Origin of the sequence: Caulobacter sp. SSI4214 (assembly GCF_012184455.1) — a bacterium.
GTDB classification, from domain to species: domain Bacteria; phylum Pseudomonadota; class Alphaproteobacteria; order Caulobacterales; family Caulobacteraceae; genus Caulobacter; species Caulobacter vibrioides_E.
Genome location: NZ_SZWJ01000086.1, coordinates 1 through 18,323, shown reverse-complemented (window position 1 = coordinate 18,323; position 18,323 = coordinate 1). Strand labels below are relative to the sequence as shown.

The following is an 18,323-nucleotide window of genomic DNA, read 5'->3' as shown; positions in this document are numbered from 1 at the left end:
CCTGCTCGGGCAGGACGTCGGCGCTGAGCGCGATGATCGGAACGCTCGCGGGCCGACCCGAAAGGGCGCGGATGGCGCGGGCGGCGGCCAGGCCGTCCATGACCGGCATGTGCACGTCCATCAGAACCAGGTCGAAGTCGCCGGCGCGGACGGCTTCCACCGCCTCGGCGCCGTCCTCGGCCGTGTCGACCTCGCAGCCGACCAGGGTCAGCAGCGCCTTGCCCAGTTCGCGGTTCATCGGATGGTCGTCGACCAGCAGCACCCGGGCCGCGCGGTCGGGCGTCGCGACGGCCTCGCGCGGAGCCGGCGCGCAGCCGTTGGCCGCCACGCAGGCGGCGTCGCAGCGCTGGGCGGTCAGGCGAACCCAGAACCGCGCGCCTTGACCCAGCTGGCTCTCGACCCCGATCTCGCCGCCCATGCGGCTGACCAGCGCCTTGCTGATCGCCAGGCCCAGGCCCGTGCCGCCATAGCCGCGCCGGATCGAGCTGTCGCCCTGGCTGAAGCGCTGGAACAGGCGGGCCTGGACCTCGGGCGCGATGCCGATGCCGGTGTCGATGACCTCGAAGCCCAGGTCTTCCGCGCCCGGCCCCAGGGTCAGGCGGGCGGTGACGCTGCCCTGCGCGGTGAACTTCAGGGCGTTGGCCAGCAGGTTCAGCAGAACCTGGCGCAGACGGGTGTCGTCGAGCGCGTGCAAGGCGTCGGCGTCGCCCTCGCCGACCGTCTCGATCTCCGTGTTCAGGGTCAGGCCCTTGGCGATCGCCTCCGGGGCGATGATGGCCACGGAGTCGCGCAGCAGGGCGGCCGGCGAGCAGGGAGTCGGATCCAGTTCCAGGCGTCCGGCCTCGACCTTGGCGAAGTCCAGCAGGTCGCCGACGATCTGGGTCAGCGAGCGGCCGGCGCTATCGACCAGGTCGAGGCGACGGCGGTTCTCGGGCGACAGGCTGGGGTCCTCGGCCACCAGGGCGGCGAAGCCGAGGATGCTGTTCAGCGGCGTGCGGATCTCGTGGCTGATGGTGGCCAGGAAGTCGGACTTGGCCTGGTTGGCGGCCAGGGCTCGGGCCTGGGCGGCCCGGGCCGCGGCCTGGCGGCGGACCAGCAGGGCCTGCAGACGCGCCTGGCGGCTGAGGGCCAGGGCGGCCACGAAACTGACGGCGTAGAGCACCATGTGGAAAATCAACGCCTGGCGCAGGGGCGACAGCGCCACCTTGATGTCCAGTCCGGTCCGCTGCAGCACGGCGGGGATGGCCACGGCCAGCGAGGTGGTGACCACCACGGCCACGGCGCGCGGCCCGCCCCGGAACGCGGCCAGCAGGGCCGGGGCGAACAGCAGCACCTGCAGAGTCGCGTCGTTGAAGAACACCCAGGACAAGGTGGCGATGACCGACAGCAGGGTGACGCCGGCCTCCAGGGGTTTTACATGGAAGCCTTCTCGATGCCGGTGATCCATCAGGATCAGGGCCGCGGGCAGGATCAGCGCGACGCCCAGGACGTTGGACGTGGTCCAGTCCGCCCAGCGGCGGAAGAACGAATGGCCGTAGCTGACGGCGATCAGGCCGTTGACCAGAACGGCGCCGATCGCCGTGGCGGCGCAGGCGACGATGATGATCATGAACAGGCTGCGGGGATCGCGCACGCGAGGCGGCACGCGTAGAGCGCGCATGGCGACGGCGGCGCCGGCGGCCTGAAGCGTGTCCAGCACCGTGACCATGGCGACGAAGCGCACGGAGGCGCCGGTCATCTTTTCCAGGATCGCGTGCAGCACGCTGGTCGCGATCACGAAGGTCAGGACATCGCGGCGGTTCAGCACCACGAAGGCGGCGATGGCCACCGCGTTGGCGGTCCAGATGGTGGGGAGATTGTGCGTCGCCCCGGCCAGGAAGAGGCTGTAGGCCAGTCCCATCGCATAGGCGCAGACGAGGGCGGCGGCCCTGAAAGCGCCCTGCCGGTCGTCGCGTCGTGCGGTGTCTTCCATCACGCCGTCGCCCTAATCGCGGATCGCGATCAGCGACTTGGTCAGGCCGACGAAGGTCTCGCCGATGTGACGGGCGTCTGGGTACAGAAATTTGAACTGGGCCTTGTCCAGCAGCCGGGCGTGCTGGACGTCGCGCATCGCCGCGCCGATGTCGGGCGCCTTCTCGGAGAAGCCATGCGGCCGCTTCATCAGCAGGCGCGCCCGGGTCTGCTCCGAGCGCCAGTGGAAGAACGGGCTGGAAAAGTGCGGCTCGATCGGGAACCAGAAATACGGCGTCTGGACATAGTAGCGCGGCGCCAGGCGGCGGCACTCGCGGGCGAAGGCCTCCATTCGCGTCCAGTCGCCCACGTGCTCGATCACCGAATTGGAGTGGACCAGGTCGAAGCTCTGGTCGGCGTGCTCGCGCATGTCGCAGGCGTCGCCGACGGCGGCCGTGAACAGCGGATCGTCCACCGTGAACGGCTGCGGATTGAACAGGCTGATATGGACCCTGTTCGCCTCGAGAAAGGCCCGGTCGAACAGGATGTTCCAGTAGGTCGGCTCGCCCCCCAGGTCGGCGATGCGGACTTGGCCGCGCTCGGCGAAGGTCTTCTGGATCAGGGCGACGACGTGCGCGGCCCGCGCGCGACGGAAGCGCGCCGACAGCGAGTTCTCGCTGTCCATGTCCTGAAGGGCGTGGATCAGTTTCATGCCGCCATGCTGACGCGCGCGGTTTGAGATTTGGTGAAGCCGGCGGCGTTTCAGGCCGACAGGGTCTCCGCCAGCGCCTGGAACATGGGCTTGGGCCGCCCGGCCGCGTCAAAAGGTAGCGGCTGGTCGCTGGGGCGCTGGCCCGATGGACCATGCAGCCACGTGTCGCTGTCGCGCAGGCCCCAGACCGTGAAGGCGAAGCGCTGGCGAGCCGGCAGATCCATATAGGCCCCGGCCAGTTCGCGGGTCAGGTCGGCCTGGCGTTTCAGGAGCTCGGGCAGGCGGGCGAAGTCCGGCTTGTCGCCCAGCGAGATGTCCAGCTCGGAGACATGGATCGGCAGGCCGAAACCGGCCAGCTCGCGGATCGCCGCGCGGCACAGGCCCGGGCGGGTGACGTCGAGATCCAGGTGGCTCTGCGTGCCGATGCCGCCGATCGGGGCTCCGGCCTTCAGCAGGCGCTCGACCGTGCGCAGAAAGGTGGCGCGCTTGGTCGGATTGTTCTCGAGATGGTAGTCGTTGATGAACAGCGTCGCCTCGGGATCGGCTTCGCGGGCGTGATGGAAGGCCAGGATCATGTGCGCGTCGACGCCCAGATTGCGGGTCCAGATCGACGCGCGAAGATCCACTCCGTTGTCGGCCACTGTCTCGTTGACCACGTCCCAACCCACGGCCTGGCCGCGATAGCGGCCGGCGACCGCCAGGATGTAGTTGCGATAGGCGTTGGCGAAGGCCTTGCCCTGGCCGTCCAGCCTCAGGAAGGCTGGCATGGCCTGATCATACCAGACCAGCGTCGTGCCATAGAGCCGGATCCCGTGTCGCCGCGCGAAGTCTGCGATGGCGTCGGGCCGATCGAAGCGGAAGCTTCCGTCGTCCTGGAGGATGTACTCCATCTTCATTTCCCACTCGGGGGTGAGCTGGGAATAGTGACGGGCGAAGAGCTCGGCATAGGCCGGGTCTTGCAGGAAGGCGTGCTGGACGCAGGCCCCGACCGGCGTCGAGGCGATCGACTTCAGCGGGGTGTCGGTGATCGGCGGATAGGCGGGTTGGCTGGCCGCCTCGCGCCCGCAGGCGGACAGGGCGAGCGCCGTGGCGATGGCCGAGCGGCGCGTCAGCCGTCGCATGTCACCGCCCGGCCATGGCGGCGCGGCGGATGCTCAGCTCGTCCATCTGGGCGGCCTCGAAGGCGCCTTGCTTCTTGGCCGCCAGGATCTTGGCCTGCTCGGCGACGTGCTCGTACTTCTTCAGGTTCTCGAAGGCCTCGGACAGGGCGTCGCGGGCGCCGGCCTCTTCCTGCTGGCACTGCTCGATCTGGACCAGCATGTCGGCGCGGCGGCGCTTATAGCCCTCGCGATAGCCGATCATGTACCAGCCGGCGCTGGCGTCGCCCTCGGCGTGCTTGCTCTCGGCCTCGGCCTCGGCGTCCAGCATGGCGATGCGCAGCTCGGCGGCGGCGCGGCGCTCGACGATCTCGGCGAGGCGCTTTTGCAGGGTCTCGACCTCGTGGTTCGAGATGCGGATCAGCGAGGCGGCCCACTTGGTCATCAGTACTCACTCGCCAGGATCTGCCCCAACATGTCGAAAGAGTCGTCCAGAGAGGTTGCTTCTTCCTTATCCTGGCTGAGGAAGGCCTCGATGGCGGGGTTCAGGCGGATCGCGCGGTCGACCGTCGGGTCGGCTCCGGCGCGATAGGCCCCGATGCGGATCAGTTCTTCCATGTTGGCGTAGGCGGCCATCACCTGGCGCGCGCCCTTGACGATGTCGCGCTCGTGCGGGTGCTGGCAGCCCGGCATGGTCCGGCTGATGGACTTCAGGACGTTGATCGCCGGGAAGCGGCCGCGCTCGGCGATGGCGCGCTCCATGACGATGTGGCCGTCGAGGATACCGCGCGTGGCGTCGGCGATCGGCTCGTTGTGGTCGTCGCCGTCGACCAGCACCGTGAACAGGGCGGTGATCGGCGCGGCGGTGGTGCCGTCGGCGCGGACAGGGCCGGGACCGGCGCGCTCCAAGAGCTTGGGCAGCTCGGTGAAGACGGTCGGCGTGTAGCCCTTGGTGGTCGGCGGCTCGCCGGCGGCCAGGCCGATCTCGCGCTGGGCCATGGCGAAGCGGGTCACCGAGTCCATCAGGCACAGGACTTCCTGGTCCTGGTCGCGCAGATACTCGCTGATCGCCAGGGTCATGTAGGCGGCCTGGCGGCGGGTCAGGGCCGGCTCGTCCGAGGTGGCGACCACGACGACGGCGCGGCGCAGGCCTTCCTCGCCCAGGGTCTCCTCGACGAATTCGCGGACCTCGCGGCCCCGCTCGCCGATCAGGCCCACGACGACGGCGTCGCAGGTCGCCTCCTTGGCCAGCATCGACAGCAGCACCGACTTGCCGACGCCCGAGCCGGCGAAGATGCCCAGGCGTTGGCCCCGACAGGTGGTGGTGAAGACGTTCATCGAGCGCACGCCCAGATCCAGGCGCTCGCCCACCCGGCCGCGCGCGTGGGCGGGCGGCGGGGCGGTCTTCAGCGGATAGGGGACCTCGCCCTGCGGGAGCGGCCCCAGGCCGTCGATCGGCTCGCCGAAAGCGTTGATGATGCGGCCCAGCCACGCCTTGGTCGGGCGAACGACCGCGCCTTCCGGCACGATGCGGATCTCCGCGCCGGGGGCGACGCCCTCGACGGGGCCGAACGGCATCAGCAGGGCGCGGGTCTCGCGGAAACCGACGACCTCGGCGGGCAGCGGCTTCTGGCCGAAACGGTCGATCTCGACCCGAGCGCCGACCGCCAAGCGGGTCAGGCCGCCCCGGGCCTCGATCAGCAGGCCGTTGACGGCGGCCACCCGGCCCGAGACGACCAGCGGATCGATACGTTCGACGGCGGCGATGAGGCTACGCAAGACGGCTCCGGAAAACAGTCCGCGCAGACTCGGCCATCGTGGTTAATCGGGTGTGAACTCAGCGCTTCGGCGCGGCCAATTGCTCGGTGAAGAACCGGGTCACCTGGGCGTTGAAATCCTGGTGAAACGCCCGGCGGTCGAAGCCCGGGGCGCTCTGGCAGATGGGCTGCGTCGCGCCGGGCGGCGTGGTGTCGCAGGGCGTCAGGAAGTCGAAATGCCCCGCGCCCGGGACGACGTGATACTCGTGCGGACGCGAGAGGTCGCGATGCACGGCCTCGGCGTATTCGTCTCCCGGCAGGATCTGGTCGTCGGCGGCCTTCCACAGTTGAAGCGGCGCGGTGATCCCCTTCAGACCGTCCTTGCCGAAGGCGAAGCCCAGGGCGGGCGCGGCCGAGACCACGGCCTTGATGCGCGGATCGTGAACCCACGCGGCGTCGAAGATGTTCGTCGGCGGCGCGTGGTCGGCGGTCAGCTTGCAGTCGTAATTGTCCGGGTGCGCCTTGCAGTGCGCCCGCATGCGCTCGAGGCGCGGCTCGCCGCCGGCCGCCGTCAGCACCGTGAAGCCGCCCGACGAGAAGCCGAACGCGCCGACCTTGTCCGGATCGATCCGGGCCTTCAGCGGCGAGGCGTCCAGCATCCAGCCGATCAGGGCCGACAGCGCCGCCGGGCGGTCGGCCATGGCGGTGGCGCGGCTCTGGTCCTTGTAGTTGTCGCCGGGGTGGGTGAGGGCGGCGACGATGAAACCGTGCTCGGCCAGGGCCTGGGCGGTGTCGGCATGGCCGCCGAAGAAGCCGCCATTGCCATGCGACATGACGATCAGCGGCAGATGCTCGCCGACCGCCGGCGCGCCGGCGGCGACGGTCTGGCTCCAGCTGCCCAGAACCATGCGGGCGGGCGCGGCGTCGGTGGGATACCAGACCCCGACCTCGACCGGCGGCCCGTCGGGGCGGGGCTCGCGCAGCAGCATGAAGCCGGCGTTGGAGGCCTGGGCGGGCGAGGCGAGGAACATCGTGGACGCGGCGGCGGTCGAAACGACGACGGCGAGCAGAGCTTGGAGCGACATGGCTTTCGAGCGGTCCCTAGGTGGAGGCGATGACCCCGTCTGACGCCGCGAACCCCGCGCCGCCAGCGCTCCTGCGCGAATGGGCGAACGGGTTCGCGGACGGGCGAATGGGATTGGGCGACCGGCGGATTGTCGCGAAAGTTGAGTTCCTGTTATGTTCCAATCCTGAGGGCGATCCTGCTTGCTTGTTTGTATCTGATTGGATACTTTCATGATCGAAGTTTTCAAGACGGACGTCTTCGCGACGTGGCTCTCATCACTGCGCGACAGGGCTGGCCGCGCCGTGATCGACGCCCGTCTCTTGCGGTTGCGATATGGCCAGTTCGGTGATGTCAGGCCCGTCGGCGAAGGTGTTTGGGAGCTCCGCATCCATGTCGGCCCGGGCTATCGCGTCTATTTCGTAAGGCGAGGCGATATCCTCGTCGTCCTGCTCTGCGGGGGCGACAAGGACACCCAGGCCGCGGATATCCAAAGGGCCAAGGTGATGGCGCGGGCTTTCCAGGCGGGCGCGCTCGACCTTCGCGGAGAGGAAGAACCATGACGCTAAAGGCGACGCCCTTCGATCCGGCGGACTATCTCAAGGACGACGACGACTTCGTCATCTTCCTGGCCGATGCCCTGGAAAGTGGACACCCCGGCGTCGTGCTTGACGCCCTAGGCGCCGTCGCCCGCGCGAAGGGCATGGCCGACGTCGCCGAGAAGGCCGGGCTGGGGCGTGAGAGCCTTTACAAGGCGCTCAAGGACGGCGCCTTGCCGCGGTTCGACACCGTTCTGCGCGTGATCCAGGCGTTGGGCCTCAGGCTGACCGTCGCCAAAGCGACCGAGGCGGATGATGGCGTCGACGCCGAGAACGCCGCCTGACGACTGGCGACTCCGTTCGGCGTCGCTCTATACCTGACCGCATGGCCGCCACCGCTCCCAAAGCGCCGATCCTGGGAACCGTTCGCGAATGGGCGATCGATCTGGCCGTGGGCGTGGCGATCGGGGTGTTGCTGGGCCTGATGGGGCCGTTTGGCAACTTCTTCAACGGCGGCGCGGGCGTGCGGATTCCCTACTGGGTCGGCAGCATCACCTGCGGGATGATCCTGTTCGGCTGCCTGGCCCGCGTGGGCGGGGCGGCCGCGCGCCGGCTGGGCGTTCCGGAGTGGGCGGCGCTGCCGCCGATCATCCTGGTCGGCAGCGTCATCCAGGGCGCGCCGCTGCGCGTGGTGGCCATCGCCCTTTGGCCGGGAATCGCCCGCGCCGTGCCGCCGCTGGAATGGTACGGCCAGTGCGTGGCGATCTCGACGCCGATCGTGCTGGCCTATTACTTCATCCGCGTGCGCCACGCCGCCCGACCGTCCGCGCCCGAGGGGCTGGCCCCGGTCGACGCGCCGCTTCCCGCCGCCGACCCCGGCGCGGTGCTCTATCTGAGGATGGAGGACCACTATGTCCGGATCCGCACCGAGCACGGCTCGCGCCTGGAGATGGGGCCCCTGGCGCGGGTGACGGCGGGGCTGGGCGGCGTCGAGGGCTTGCGGACCCATCGCTCGTGGTGGGTGGCCCGGCGGGCGATCGTCGGGGTCGAGCGCGACGGGCGCAATCTGCGTCTGAAGCTGGTCGATGGCGAGACCGCGCCGGTCAGCCGGGCCTCCGTGGCCAAGCTTCGCGCCGCCGGCTGGCTGGCCGAGGAGACCGCCGCCTGAGCGGCGGCCCATCCTTTCGAACGCCTAGAGCCTTTAGCCTGAAATCGGAATCGATTTCAGGCGTCAAAAAGGCTCTAAATCAGATGTTTAGAGCGTGAGATAAGCTGAAACCGGTTCCCACTTTCAGCCTCACGCTCTAGCGACGGAACGTCGCGATCTCGCCGCGCGGACGACAGGCGCCCGCCCCCGACCTTAACGTCGTAACGCCGTTCGAGGCGTTGCGGGGCCTCGGATCTTAGGGATTCCGGGGCGCGAATTAGGGCCTTGGAAAGGTCGCCCGCGACGCCTGCGACCAATGTGTCCGGGCCTCCGGAGGTGGCTTGCACCCGATTCGCAAATCAGATTAACCATCTCGGCAACGGGAAACATTCACCATTAACCAGTCTTAAATTAACTCTCCGGCACAATGGTCGAAGGGTTTCACCGGCGGCGTTCCGCCTAAGACGTTCGAATGCGCCAGTTTTGGCGTGGAGGGGCTCATGCGCGTACTGTTGATCGAGGATGACAGCGCGACAGCGCAGACCATCGAACTGATGCTGAAGTCTGAAGGCTTCAACGTCTATACGACGGATCTTGGTGAGGAAGGCGTCGATCTGGGCAAGATCTACGACTACGACCTCATCCTGCTCGACCTCAATCTGCCCGACATGAGCGGCATCGATGTTCTGCGCACCCTGCGGGTCGCGAAGATCAACACGCCGATCATGATCCTGTCGGGTTCGTCGGAAATCGATACGAAGGTCAAGACCTTCGCCGGCGGCGCCGACGACTACATGACCAAGCCCTTCCACAAGGACGAAATGATCGCCCGCATCCACGCGGTGGTCCGTCGCTCGAAGGGTCACGCCCAGTCGGTGATCAAGACCGGCGACATCGTGGTCAATCTGGACGCCAAGACGGTGGAAGTGAACGGCAACCGCGTTCACCTGACCGGCAAGGAATATCAGATGCTGGAGCTGCTCTCGCTGCGCAAGGGCACCACCCTGACCAAGGAAATGTTCCTGAACCACCTGTACGGCGGCATGGACGAACCGGAACTGAAGATTATCGACGTCTTCATCTGCAAGCTGCGCAAGAAGCTGGCCGCCTCGGCGCACGGCAAGCACCACATCGAGACGGTCTGGGGCCGCGGCTATGTGCTGCGCGACCCGAACGAGGCGATCAACGCCGCCTGACCTCCGCGGATTTCAGTAAGCGTAATCGTCAGCGTACCCAGAAACGCCCACCCCCGCGGTGGGCGTTTTCTTTTTGTCGGCCAGATGGTTCCGCTTGATCCCCTAAAAGGCGTTAACCATGCCGTGACAAAACGGCCGAAGCGCCGAATAGTCCTTGCCGCCGGGAAGGCGACTGACGCATGGTCCGGCCCGACGATTGCTGGGGGGCTCTCAGCCGTATCGTTTTGACGTGAACGGCATCGACACCGACGGGGACCCGATGCAGGAATTCGATCCACGACGCGGCGCGACGCGCTGGGCGCCGCGGGTTTTCACCGCCGTCGCCGGCCTGATGGCCCTGGGCCTCGGCTGGAAACTGACCGCTGACGACGCCAAGCCGTCGGCCGTCCAGACGGCGCCGCTGGATCCGGCCGCTTTGACCGCCCTGCAGCACGTCGCCTTCGCGGGCGCGGAGGCTCAGCCCGGTTTCCAGCGCCCGGAGAATGTCGAGGTCAAGGTCCGTCCGGGCGAGACCCTGCAAGGCGCGATGCTGCGCACCGGCGTCGCGCCCGAGGAGGCCCGGCAGGTGGTCGCCGCGCTGCAGGGCGTCATCGACACCGTCAACATCAAGGCCGGCATGGCCTTCGAGGCCGCCATCGCCCAGCGGCGCAGCCAGCGGGGGCCGGCCCGGCTGATCGGTCTGTCGATGCGGACCAGCCCCAGCTCCACACTGACCGTCTCGCGGACCTTCGACGGCGCTCTGCGCCTTCGCGCGCTGGAGGAAAAGGTCAAGGACGAGACGAAGGTCGCTTGCGGCGAGATGGCCGGCTCGTTCTACGAGAGCGTCGCCAATGTCGGCGGCACGCCGGCGGTGATCAGCGAGGCGGCCAAGCTGTTCTCGCACAAGATCGACTTCTCGCGCGACATCCACGAGGGCGACAAGTTCTGCCTGGTCTTCGACCGCAAGGTCACCGAGAGCGGCCGCACCATCGAGGCGGGCGATCTGGAATACGCCGAGGTCAAGGGCCAGAAGTTCTATGCCTTCGACCGCAAGGGGGAGGACGGCAAGCCGCAGTTCTTCGACGAGCTGGGTAAGAACATCAAGGGCTTTCTGCTGCGCACCCCGGTGGACGGCGCGCGGATCACCTCGACCTTCGGCCTGCGCAAGCACCCGGTGCTGGGCTACACGCGGGCTCACCAGGGCGTCGATTTCGGCGCCGGAACCGGCACGCCGATCCTGGCGGCCGGCGATGGGGTGGTGCTGGAGGCGCGCCGTTGGGCGGGCTATGGCAACTGGCTGCGCATCCGCCATTCGGGCCAGTGGGACACCGGCTACGGCCATATCTCGCGCTACGCTCCGGGCATCCGGCCGGGCGTCCATGTCCGCCAGGGCCAGGTGGTGGCCTATGTCGGAGCCACGGGCTTGGCCACGGGGCCGCACCTGCACTACGAGATCTGGCGGAACGGCGAGCGGGTCAATCCGATCGGCGCCAAGGTCCCGCAGGGCACAGTGCTGGGCGGTTCGGAACTGGCGGCCTTCAAGAGCCAGAAGGCCCGGATCGATCGCCTGCTCGCCGATGGCGGCTCGCCCGTCAGCGGCGATGAGACGCCCAAACTGGCCATGGCCGACCTCCAAAAGGCCAAGAGCAAGCTGCGCTGAGCGGGATCGGCGGAACCGACAAAAAAGGGCACCGGGAATCCCCGCCCAAGGTTAAGCTTGCGTTCGAGATCGCAACAGTCGGACGTCTAAACGGTGTGGTGTTCTAAGCATTTGATTTAGGACATGGTTTTCCGTTTCGATCGCGGTCATTTGAAACGGACAGGCTCCAAGCCGACAGGATCGAAGGCCCCGCGATGAACAAGCCCGCTCGAATGCATCCCGCCCTTCGCCTGGCGCTGATCCGGCGCATCCACACCTGGCTGGGCGTCTTCGCCGCGCCCAGCATCCTGTTCTTCGCCCTGACCGGCGCGGTTCAACTTTACGGCCTGCACGAGTCGCGCGGCGACTACAGGCCGCCGGCCGTGATCGAGCGGCTGGGCATGTTGCACAAGGATCAGGTCTTCACGCTGAAGCCCAAGCGCGCCAAGCCGGCCAAGGCCCAGAACGCCGACGCCGGCCAGCGCGAGCATAAGAAGGCCGAGCCGAAGATCGGCGTCCCGCTGCTGAAGGCGCTGTTCCTGGTCGTGGCCCTGTCGCTGGCGGCCACGACGGTGCTGGGCGTCTGGATGGCCCTGGCCCATGGGCGCGACCGCAAGCTCGCCTGGGGCCTGCTGATCGCCGGCGCCGTGCTGCCAGTGCTGCTGACGCTTCTGACCTAGAGCCTCTAGCCTGAAATCGGAATCGATTTCAGGCGTCAAAAAGGGCTCTAAATCAAATGTTTAGAGCGTGAGATAAGCTGAGACCGGTTCCCACTTTCAGCCTCACGCTCTCGCCCCCTCCGGCCCTCTGGGCCACCTCCCCCGCATCGCGGGGGAGGATCTTTACAGAGTCAGACGCGCTGGCCCGCCCATCAGGGGATCGCTGATCGAGTCCTTGCCGGTCTCGATCCGGCCGGCCAGGCGGCGCAGCCACGTCTTGTGGTCGTCGCGGCGCACGGTCAGATCGTACCAACCCTGCTGCGTCGCCCAGAGGGTCTCACGAACCTCGCCGGGCGCGAGAACCAAACGCTCGGCGCGTCCGTTGGCCTCGACCACCACCGTACGCCGTTGGCTGTCGGCGTTGGTGAAGACCAGCGCCATCTGGAGCTTCCCGGCGTCCGCGCGACTGGACAGGCCGACCTTGCTCGTCGGCTCGCCGGCGAAGCGGCGGTGAAAGCCGTTCGGACCCAGCACCCACAGATCATAGGGGCCGGCGGGCCAGGAGCCCTCCAGGCTCTGGCCGGGTCCGACCGTGAAGCGGCGCGGGACCTCGTCTAGGCGAAGCTTGTCGTAGACGTGGAATACGGCCGCGACGGCGCCGCGGTTCTCGAACGTCAGGCCGTTCCCCGTCAGCGACCGCTCGACCGCCAGGGCGTAGGGCAGGGCCCGCGACGGCCGCGTCCCCGGGGCCTGTTCCGGCGCGACGATCGCGTCCGGGGTGGGCGGCCGGGTGCGTCCGGGCAGGGCGTGGGCCCGCTGGGCGGCCTCGCGCGTGGCCGGCAGCGGAGGGAAGGGCCGGGCGTTCGGCGTCTTGAAGTCGAAGCAGGAGGTGAGGTCGCCGCAGACCGCCCGACGCCAGGGCGCGATGTTCGGCTCCATGACCCCGAACCGCTGCTCCAGGAAGCGGATCACCGAGGTGTGGTCGAAGACCTGGCTGTTGACCCAGCCGCCCCGGCTCCAGGGCGAGATCACGTACAGCGGCACGCGCGGACCCAGGCCGTAGGGGCGGCCCATCAGGTCGTCGCGCTCGGCCTTGGCCTCGGTCGGATTGCGCACCAGGTGCCGCATCCCGGCCAGGTCGACGGTCGAGCCGCCCAGCGGCTTGCCGTCCGGCCCCAGCGACGGCGGCGACGGCGGCGGCATATGATCGAAGAAGCCGTCGTTCTCGTCGAACATCACCAGCAGCGCCGTCCGCGCCCAGACCTTGGGATCGGCGGTCAGCGCCTCGATCACCCGGGCGGTGTAGTCGGCGCCCTGGGCCGGGCTGGACGGGCCCGGATGCTCGGAGTCGATCGACGGCGCGACGATCCACGACACCTGGGGCAGGCGACCGGCGACCACGTCCTCGCGCAGCTTGTCCAGGTGCCAGGTGGTGAAGGCCAGGTCCTTCAGGCGCTTGTCCGAGCCGGGGACGTCCTTGACCGCGTCGCGATAGGCCTTGAAGCCCGCCAGCGGGTTGTCGGTGAAGTTGTCGGCCATGTCCTGGTAGATCCGCCAGGACACGCCGGCCTTCAGCAGCCGCTCGGGATAGGTGGTCCAGGTGTAGGACTCGGCCGCGCCGCCCTTGTCCGGGAAATCGTCGTGCGAGTTCGAGATCGACGGGCCGCCGTGCTGGCCGGCCGGATCGTTGGTCCCGGTCCACAGGAACAGGCGGTTGGTGTTGGTCCCCGTCTGGGTGGCGCAGTGATAGGCGTCGCAGAGGGTGAAGGTCTCGGCCAGGGCGAACTGGAACGGAATGTCGGCCCGCTGGAAATAGCCCATCGACCACGGATGCTTGGCGTCGGGCCAGCGGTCCATGCGGCCTTCGTTCCAGGCGTCCTGGGCGTCGGTCCAGCTGTGCGGCGTGCCCTCGACCCGCATGTGAGCGAAGGTCTTGGCGCTGTTCAGCGGGAAGGGCGCCAGGGTCTTGCCGTCGCCATACGCCTGAACGAACACCGTGCCGTCCTTGCGGCCAGGCGCGTCGCGCACCGGAATCGGGAAGCGGTCGCCAAAGCCCCGCACCCCGTTCAGCGTCCCGAAATAGTGGTCGAAGCCGCGGTTCTCCTGCATGAGGATCACCACGTGTTCGACGTCGTTCAGCGTGCCGGCGCGGACGTCGGCGTCGATCGCCGCCGCGCGGGCCAGGGCCGGCGGCAAGGTCATCGCGCCGATCGCGGCGAGCAGGCTGCGGCGGTCAAGCTGGGACATGGCGGGACTCCGGTGAACGCCGCCGGAAATAGCACGGCTTGCTTTTCAGTCCCGTGACAACTGGACTAGACCAATGAGCGCCGCGAGCGATGACGGCGGCGCGGTCGAGGCGAAAGCAAGGCCTTCCCTCAGTCGAACACGATCACCGAGCGGGCCAGCTCGCCGCGCTTCAACTCGTCGAAGGCCGAGTTGACGTCCTCCAGCTTGATCCGGCGCGAGATCAGTTCGTCCAGCTTCAGCTTGCCGGACATGTAGAAGTCGACCAGGCGCGGCATATCGACCGGGAAGCGGTTGGAACCCATGTAGCTGCCCTGGATCCGGCGCTCGCCCAGGAAGTCGACGCCGTGCAGCTCGATCTTGGTCCCGACCGGGATCATGCCGATGACATTGGCCGTGCCGCCCCGGCGCAGCATCTTGAAGGCCGCTTCCGCCGTGGCCTTGAGGCCGATGGCCTCGAAGCTGTGGTGCACGCCGCCGGCGGTCAGCTCGACCACGGCCTTGGCCACGTCGTCGACGGCCGAGGCGTCGATCACGTCGGTCGCGCCAAAGGTCTTGGCCAGGGCCAGCTTGGAGGGCACGCGGTCGATGGCGATGATCCGGCCCGCCCCGGCGATCGCCGCGCCGTTGATCGTGGCCAAGCCCACGCCGCCGCAACCGATGACGGCCACGGTCTCGCCCGGACGGACGTTGGAGGTGTGCATGACCGAGCCGACGCCGGTCATCACCGAGCAGCCGATCAGGGCGGCGCGGTCGAACGGCATGTCCTTGCGGATGGCCACGCAGGCGTGCTCGTGCACCAGCATCATTTCGGCGAAGGACGACAGGTTCAGGAACTGGGCCATCGGGCCGGTTCCGCCGTTCAGGTCTTCCTTGAACAGGCGCGGCGCGTCGCCCTTGGCGCGGCGCGTCTCGGGGCTGATGCAGAGGTTCATGTGCCCGGTCAGGCAGACCTCGCAGTGGCCGCAATAGGGGTTGAGGCAGGTGATGACGTGGTCGCCGACCTTGACCGTGCGCACCTCGCTGCCCACTGCCTCGACGATCCCGGCGCTCTCGTGGCCCAGCACGGCGGGCAGGGCGTGGGTGTAGGAGCCCTCGACGAAATGCAGGTCGGAATGGCAGACGCCGGCGGCCTTGGTGCGGATCAGCACCTCGCGCGGACCGGGGGTTCCGATGGCCACGGTCTCGATCTCGAGCGGCTTGCCCACCTCGCGCAGAACAGCGGCCTTCATCGTCGTCTCCCTTCTGGTTTGGCGGGACACTAGCGTTCGGCCGGGGGGCAGCGGAAGGGTGGTTCGAACATTTGTTTGGGACTTTCGCGCGGCGCCTCTTTCAATTAGGAATATTCCTAATTAGAATCCTTCCTATGAACGGCGTCTTCAAAGCCCTGTCCCATCCGGCGCGCCGCCAGATCGTGGCGATGCTGCGCGAGCGCCCGATGCAGTCGGGCGAGATCGCGGCGGCCTTCGACATGAGCTGGCCGACGATCACCGGACACCTGACCACGCTGAAGGACGCGGGCCTGGTCGACGCCGAGCGGGACGGAACCTCGATCCGCTACCGGCTGCGCATCTCGGCGCTGGAAGAGGCGCTGGCCCTGCTTTTGGACCTTGTGGACTCGACCCCGAAGGGCGAGTCGATCGGAGACCTTGGCCATGAACGGTCAAAACCGCCGCGTTGACGCGGTGTCGTGGATCTTGATCCTGGGGCAGTTCGGACTGGCCGGGGCCATCGCCTGGCTGGGGCCGACCCATCCTCTGCCGATGCATTTCGGCTTCGACGGTCAGGTCAATCGCTGGGGCTCTCGCACCGAGATGGCCGGTGTCGTCCTGCTTCTGGCGGCGATCTCGGCCGTGGCGGCGCTGTTCGGACGTCGGCCGGACGAGGACGCCCACCTGCTGCGCGGCCGGCGCTTCAGCCAGGCGGCGGTGGTCTGGGTGACGTCCCTCGTGGCCTTGCTGGCCGCCGGCCTGACCTGGGGCTGGGACGACCAGCCGGGGCCGCGCCTGGGCATGTTGTCGATCAGCGCCGTGCTGGCCTTCATCGGCGCGCTGCTGGGCAAGACCAGCCCCAACGCCCTGGTCGGGGTCAGGACGCCCTGGACCTTCTCCAGTCCCCTGGCCTGGGAAAAGGCCAACCGCTTGGCGGGACGGCTGTTCTTCTGGGGCGGGGTGGCCGGCGGCCTGGCCATGCCGTTCGCCCCGCAGCCGGCGGGCTTCCAGGCGGTGACCCTGGGCGCGCTGGCGGTCGCCGCGATCGCGGTCTTCGAAAGCTGGCGCGTCTGGCGCGGCGATCCGGACCGGATTCGTTGAGGCGTCCGGTTAGGCCGCCATCGCTTCCGGCGGACGCTCGGGCAGGATGCGGCTGACGGCCAGCAGGACCGTCATCGCGCCCTCGCCCGAGGTGATCACGGCCGCGACCAGCGGCGAGTCCTCGCCATCGCCCAGGCTGGGCGGAGCGTTGATCTGATCGGCCTCGACGGTGAAGCTGTCGCAGACCGCGTCGACCAGCAGGCCGGCGACGTCGCTCTGGTTCTCGACCACGATGATCACCTGGCGCGGGCCGTCCTGGGCCGCGCCCTTGCCCAGTCGCCACGACAGGTCGATGACCGGCATGACCTGGCCGCGCAGATTGATGACGCCGCGCACATAGGCGGGCGCGTCGGGCAGCGGGGTCGGCGGGGTGACGCCCCGGATCTCGCGCACCGCGCTCACCGGCACGCAATAGGTCTGGGCGCCGACCTCGAACGACAGGACCTGGAGGGCCTGACCCTGGGCGTAGGACGTGCTGGACATGGCGATCTCCATGGCGCGAAGGCGCGTGCTGTCTTCGTTGGCGGTCATCATTCCGAGAAAAGATGAACAAACCCGTTCCCGCGCGTGGTGAACGATTTCGTTCAGGCGCCGTTCAGGCAGCGAGGCTCATCGTTGTTCTCACGCTTGAGACGACGCGCCGCGCCGCCAGGAAGCGAGGACCCAAGGAGGCTGTCATGGCCAACAGGATGATGAACAAGATCGGCCGGGTCGCCGCCGGCCTCGCCGCCGTTTCGCTGGTCGCCGCGGCGACCACGGCTTCGGCCGACCCGCGCTATTACTATGGTCACCGTGGGCACGGCGACACCGCCGCGGCGGCGGTCGCCGCCGGCATCGTCGGCCTCGCGGTCGGCGCGGCCATCGCCGACAGCGGTCACCACGATCGCTATTACGAGCGCGTCTACGCGCCGCCGCCCCCGCCGCCCCCTCCGCCGCGCTACTACGGGTACGGCTATTATGGCTACGGCTACGCGCCGCGTCCGTACTACGACCGCGACTGCTGGACGACCCGCGAATACGACCGCTGGAACGGCTCGTATTACGAGCGGACCGTCTGCCGCTAAGTCTTTGAAATCTGGCCGCCGTTGTGAGCCGGCGGCCCGATGCCCGGCGCACCGCCCCCGAGATCGCCGGGCCCCAGCCCCCAGGATCAGCCCCGATCCTGGGGGCTATTTCTTGGCCCCAACGCCATGCCGAAACTAGGACTCGACTCTCGCGCGGAATGAGAACAAAAAAGCAACATTTCCGTCGCCCATAGGAGGGGAGTCATGACGCCCGACGCGCGAGCCTGCATCTTCGAAAGCCCGTTCGGCGCGGGCCTGGCCTTGACCGACGATCGGCTGGACATCGCCGAGGCGGTGCTGGCCGGCGCCTGGCGCACCCTGCGCGCGGCCGGCTTCGGCGAGGCCGAGGTGCAGGCCCTGTTCGACCAGATCGCCGACCGGCCGCAGGACCTGGCGCGGCGTCTGCGCAGGATGGCCAATAGCGGGCTCTGATTTTTCGCGGGCGCCGCATCCGCGCCGGCCGACAGGGCGTAGTCGAGACGAGCCATCCGGCCTTCGTCCCGCGCCGCGCGTCATTTTGACACGGGCGACAAAGGACCGGACACGCCGCGCCGCCCGTCGGCCGTCCCCAGATCGGACGGGCGCGCCGCGGAGCCTCTCCGCCAGACTCCCGGCGGAGAGGCTCCGATGACGCTTGAAGCCGTCCTAGAGCGTGATAGCCGAAAGTGTGAGCGGTTTCGGCGGTTATCACGCTCTAAATGTTTGATTTAGAGCCTTATGAAGACTGGCCGGTCGCGGCTCGCCTTAGAGCCTTTAGCCTGAAATCGGAATCGATTTCAGGCGTCAAAAAGGCTCTAAATCAAATGTTTAGAGCGTGAGATAAGCTGAAACCGGTTCCCACTTTCAGCCTCACGCTCTAGTGCGGCATGTGATTGTAGGGCGTCTGAGAGGCCGATGGCGTCATCGGCGCGGGCTGAGCCGCCTGGGTCTGAGGCTGGGGCTGGGGCGGCGCGGTCGGCGCCGGG

General features: G+C 68.2%; 19 protein-coding genes. 10 read left to right on the top strand and 9 right to left on the bottom strand.

The window, feature by feature from the left end:
* The 6 genes from FCU40_RS23555 to FCU40_RS18790 all read right to left on the bottom strand — a co-directional run.
* Positions 1–1,972: ATP-binding protein (locus FCU40_RS23555; RefSeq protein WP_168077011.1), on the bottom strand; the 1,972-nt coding region annotated here is incomplete at its 3' end.
* Between the two features lie 12 nt (positions 1,973–1,984).
* Entirely contained in the window at positions 1,985–2,662 is a 678-nt protein-coding gene (locus tag FCU40_RS18810) for a class I SAM-dependent methyltransferase (protein WP_168077009.1), read from the bottom strand.
* A gap of 50 nt (positions 2,663–2,712) precedes the next feature.
* A complete protein-coding gene (locus FCU40_RS18805; protein ID WP_004622070.1) occupies positions 2,713–3,783 on the bottom strand; it encodes an endo-1,4-beta-xylanase in 1,071 nt (356 codons plus the stop codon).
* A 1-nt stretch (position 3,784) separates the two neighbouring features.
* Positions 3,785–4,204: a flagellar export protein FliJ gene (locus FCU40_RS18800; protein ID WP_168077007.1), complete on the bottom strand. Its 420-nt coding sequence runs from the start codon at positions 4,202–4,204 to the stop codon at positions 3,785–3,787.
* Positions 4,204–5,538: a flagellar protein export ATPase FliI gene (gene fliI / locus FCU40_RS18795; protein WP_168077005.1), complete on the bottom strand. Its 1,335-nt coding sequence runs from the start codon at positions 5,536–5,538 to the stop codon at positions 4,204–4,206. Before fliI ends, FCU40_RS18800 begins: the two co-directional genes overlap by 1 nt.
* Before the next feature lie 58 nt (positions 5,539–5,596).
* Positions 5,597–6,601 (bottom strand): CocE/NonD family hydrolase, encoded by a 1,005-nt coding sequence (locus FCU40_RS18790; RefSeq protein ID WP_168077003.1) that lies wholly within the window; start codon positions 6,599–6,601, stop codon positions 5,597–5,599.
* A gap of 211 nt (positions 6,602–6,812) precedes the next feature.
* Between FCU40_RS18790 and FCU40_RS18785 the strand changes: the two genes are divergently transcribed.
* The 6 genes from FCU40_RS18785 to FCU40_RS18760 all read left to right on the top strand — a co-directional run bounded on the left by FCU40_RS18785 (position 6,813) and on the right by FCU40_RS18760 (position 11,759).
* A complete protein-coding gene (locus FCU40_RS18785) occupies positions 6,813–7,142 on the top strand; it encodes a type II toxin-antitoxin system RelE/ParE family toxin (protein WP_168077001.1) in 330 nt (109 codons plus the stop codon).
* A complete protein-coding gene (locus FCU40_RS18780; protein ID WP_168076999.1) occupies positions 7,139–7,462 on the top strand; it encodes an addiction module antidote protein in 324 nt (107 codons plus the stop codon). Before FCU40_RS18785 ends, FCU40_RS18780 begins: the two co-directional genes overlap by 4 nt.
* Before the next feature lie 41 nt (positions 7,463–7,503).
* Positions 7,504–8,286, top strand: a complete 783-nt coding sequence (locus tag FCU40_RS18775; protein WP_168076997.1) for a LytTR family DNA-binding domain-containing protein — start codon at positions 7,504–7,506, stop codon at positions 8,284–8,286.
* 479 nt (positions 8,287–8,765) lie between these two features.
* Positions 8,766–9,461 carry a cell cycle two-component system response regulator CtrA gene (gene ctrA / locus FCU40_RS18770; protein ID WP_004622056.1) on the top strand — a complete coding sequence of 232 codons (696 nt, stop codon included), beginning with the start codon at positions 8,766–8,768 and terminating at the stop codon, positions 9,459–9,461.
* Between the two features lie 259 nt (positions 9,462–9,720).
* On the top strand, positions 9,721–11,100 hold the full coding sequence (locus FCU40_RS18765; RefSeq protein ID WP_168077013.1) for a peptidoglycan DD-metalloendopeptidase family protein: 1,380 nt from the start codon (positions 9,721–9,723) through the stop codon (positions 11,098–11,100).
* A 194-nt stretch (positions 11,101–11,294) separates the two neighbouring features.
* Entirely contained in the window at positions 11,295–11,759 is a 465-nt protein-coding gene (locus FCU40_RS18760) for a PepSY domain-containing protein (RefSeq protein WP_168076995.1), read from the top strand.
* Between the two features lie 162 nt (positions 11,760–11,921).
* Here FCU40_RS18760 and FCU40_RS18755 read toward each other — a convergent pair whose 3' ends face one another.
* Both FCU40_RS18755 and FCU40_RS18750 read right to left on the bottom strand, forming a co-directional pair.
* Positions 11,922–13,985: a phospholipase C, phosphocholine-specific gene (locus FCU40_RS18755; RefSeq protein WP_168076994.1), complete on the bottom strand. Its 2,064-nt coding sequence runs from the start codon at positions 13,983–13,985 to the stop codon at positions 11,922–11,924.
* Between the two features lie 128 nt (positions 13,986–14,113).
* On the bottom strand, positions 14,114–15,214 hold the full coding sequence (locus FCU40_RS18750; protein ID WP_004622049.1) for a Zn-dependent alcohol dehydrogenase: 1,101 nt from the start codon (positions 15,212–15,214) through the stop codon (positions 14,114–14,116).
* A 134-nt stretch (positions 15,215–15,348) separates the two neighbouring features.
* Here FCU40_RS18750 and FCU40_RS18745 point away from each other — a divergent pair, with 134 nt between their 5' ends.
* Positions 15,349–15,663 carry a metalloregulator ArsR/SmtB family transcription factor gene (locus FCU40_RS18745; protein WP_004622047.1) on the top strand — a complete coding sequence of 105 codons (315 nt, stop codon included), beginning with the start codon at positions 15,349–15,351 and terminating at the stop codon, positions 15,661–15,663.
* Positions 15,638–16,294, top strand: coding sequence for an SdpI family protein (locus tag FCU40_RS18740; RefSeq protein ID WP_168076993.1), 657 nt, complete (start codon positions 15,638–15,640; stop codon positions 16,292–16,294). The genes FCU40_RS18745 and FCU40_RS18740 overlap by 26 nt, the downstream gene beginning before the upstream one ends.
* Before the next feature lie 9 nt (positions 16,295–16,303).
* Here the strand turns inward: FCU40_RS18740 and FCU40_RS18735 are convergent, their stop codons facing one another.
* Positions 16,304–16,777: a chemotaxis protein CheW gene (locus FCU40_RS18735; RefSeq protein WP_035017555.1), complete on the bottom strand. Its 474-nt coding sequence runs from the start codon at positions 16,775–16,777 to the stop codon at positions 16,304–16,306.
* A 194-nt stretch (positions 16,778–16,971) separates the two neighbouring features.
* On the opposite strand from FCU40_RS18735, the gene FCU40_RS18730 reads away from it, so the two are divergent.
* The gene (locus tag FCU40_RS18730) at positions 16,972–17,358 is read left to right on the top strand and encodes a hypothetical protein (protein WP_168076992.1); all 387 of its coding nucleotides are present in this window, start codon (positions 16,972–16,974) and stop codon (positions 17,356–17,358) included.
* A gap of 204 nt (positions 17,359–17,562) precedes the next feature.
* Positions 17,563–17,790 (top strand): hypothetical protein, encoded by a 228-nt coding sequence (locus FCU40_RS18725; protein WP_168076991.1) that lies wholly within the window; start codon positions 17,563–17,565, stop codon positions 17,788–17,790.
* The last annotated feature ends 533 nt before the right edge of the window (positions 17,791–18,323 follow it).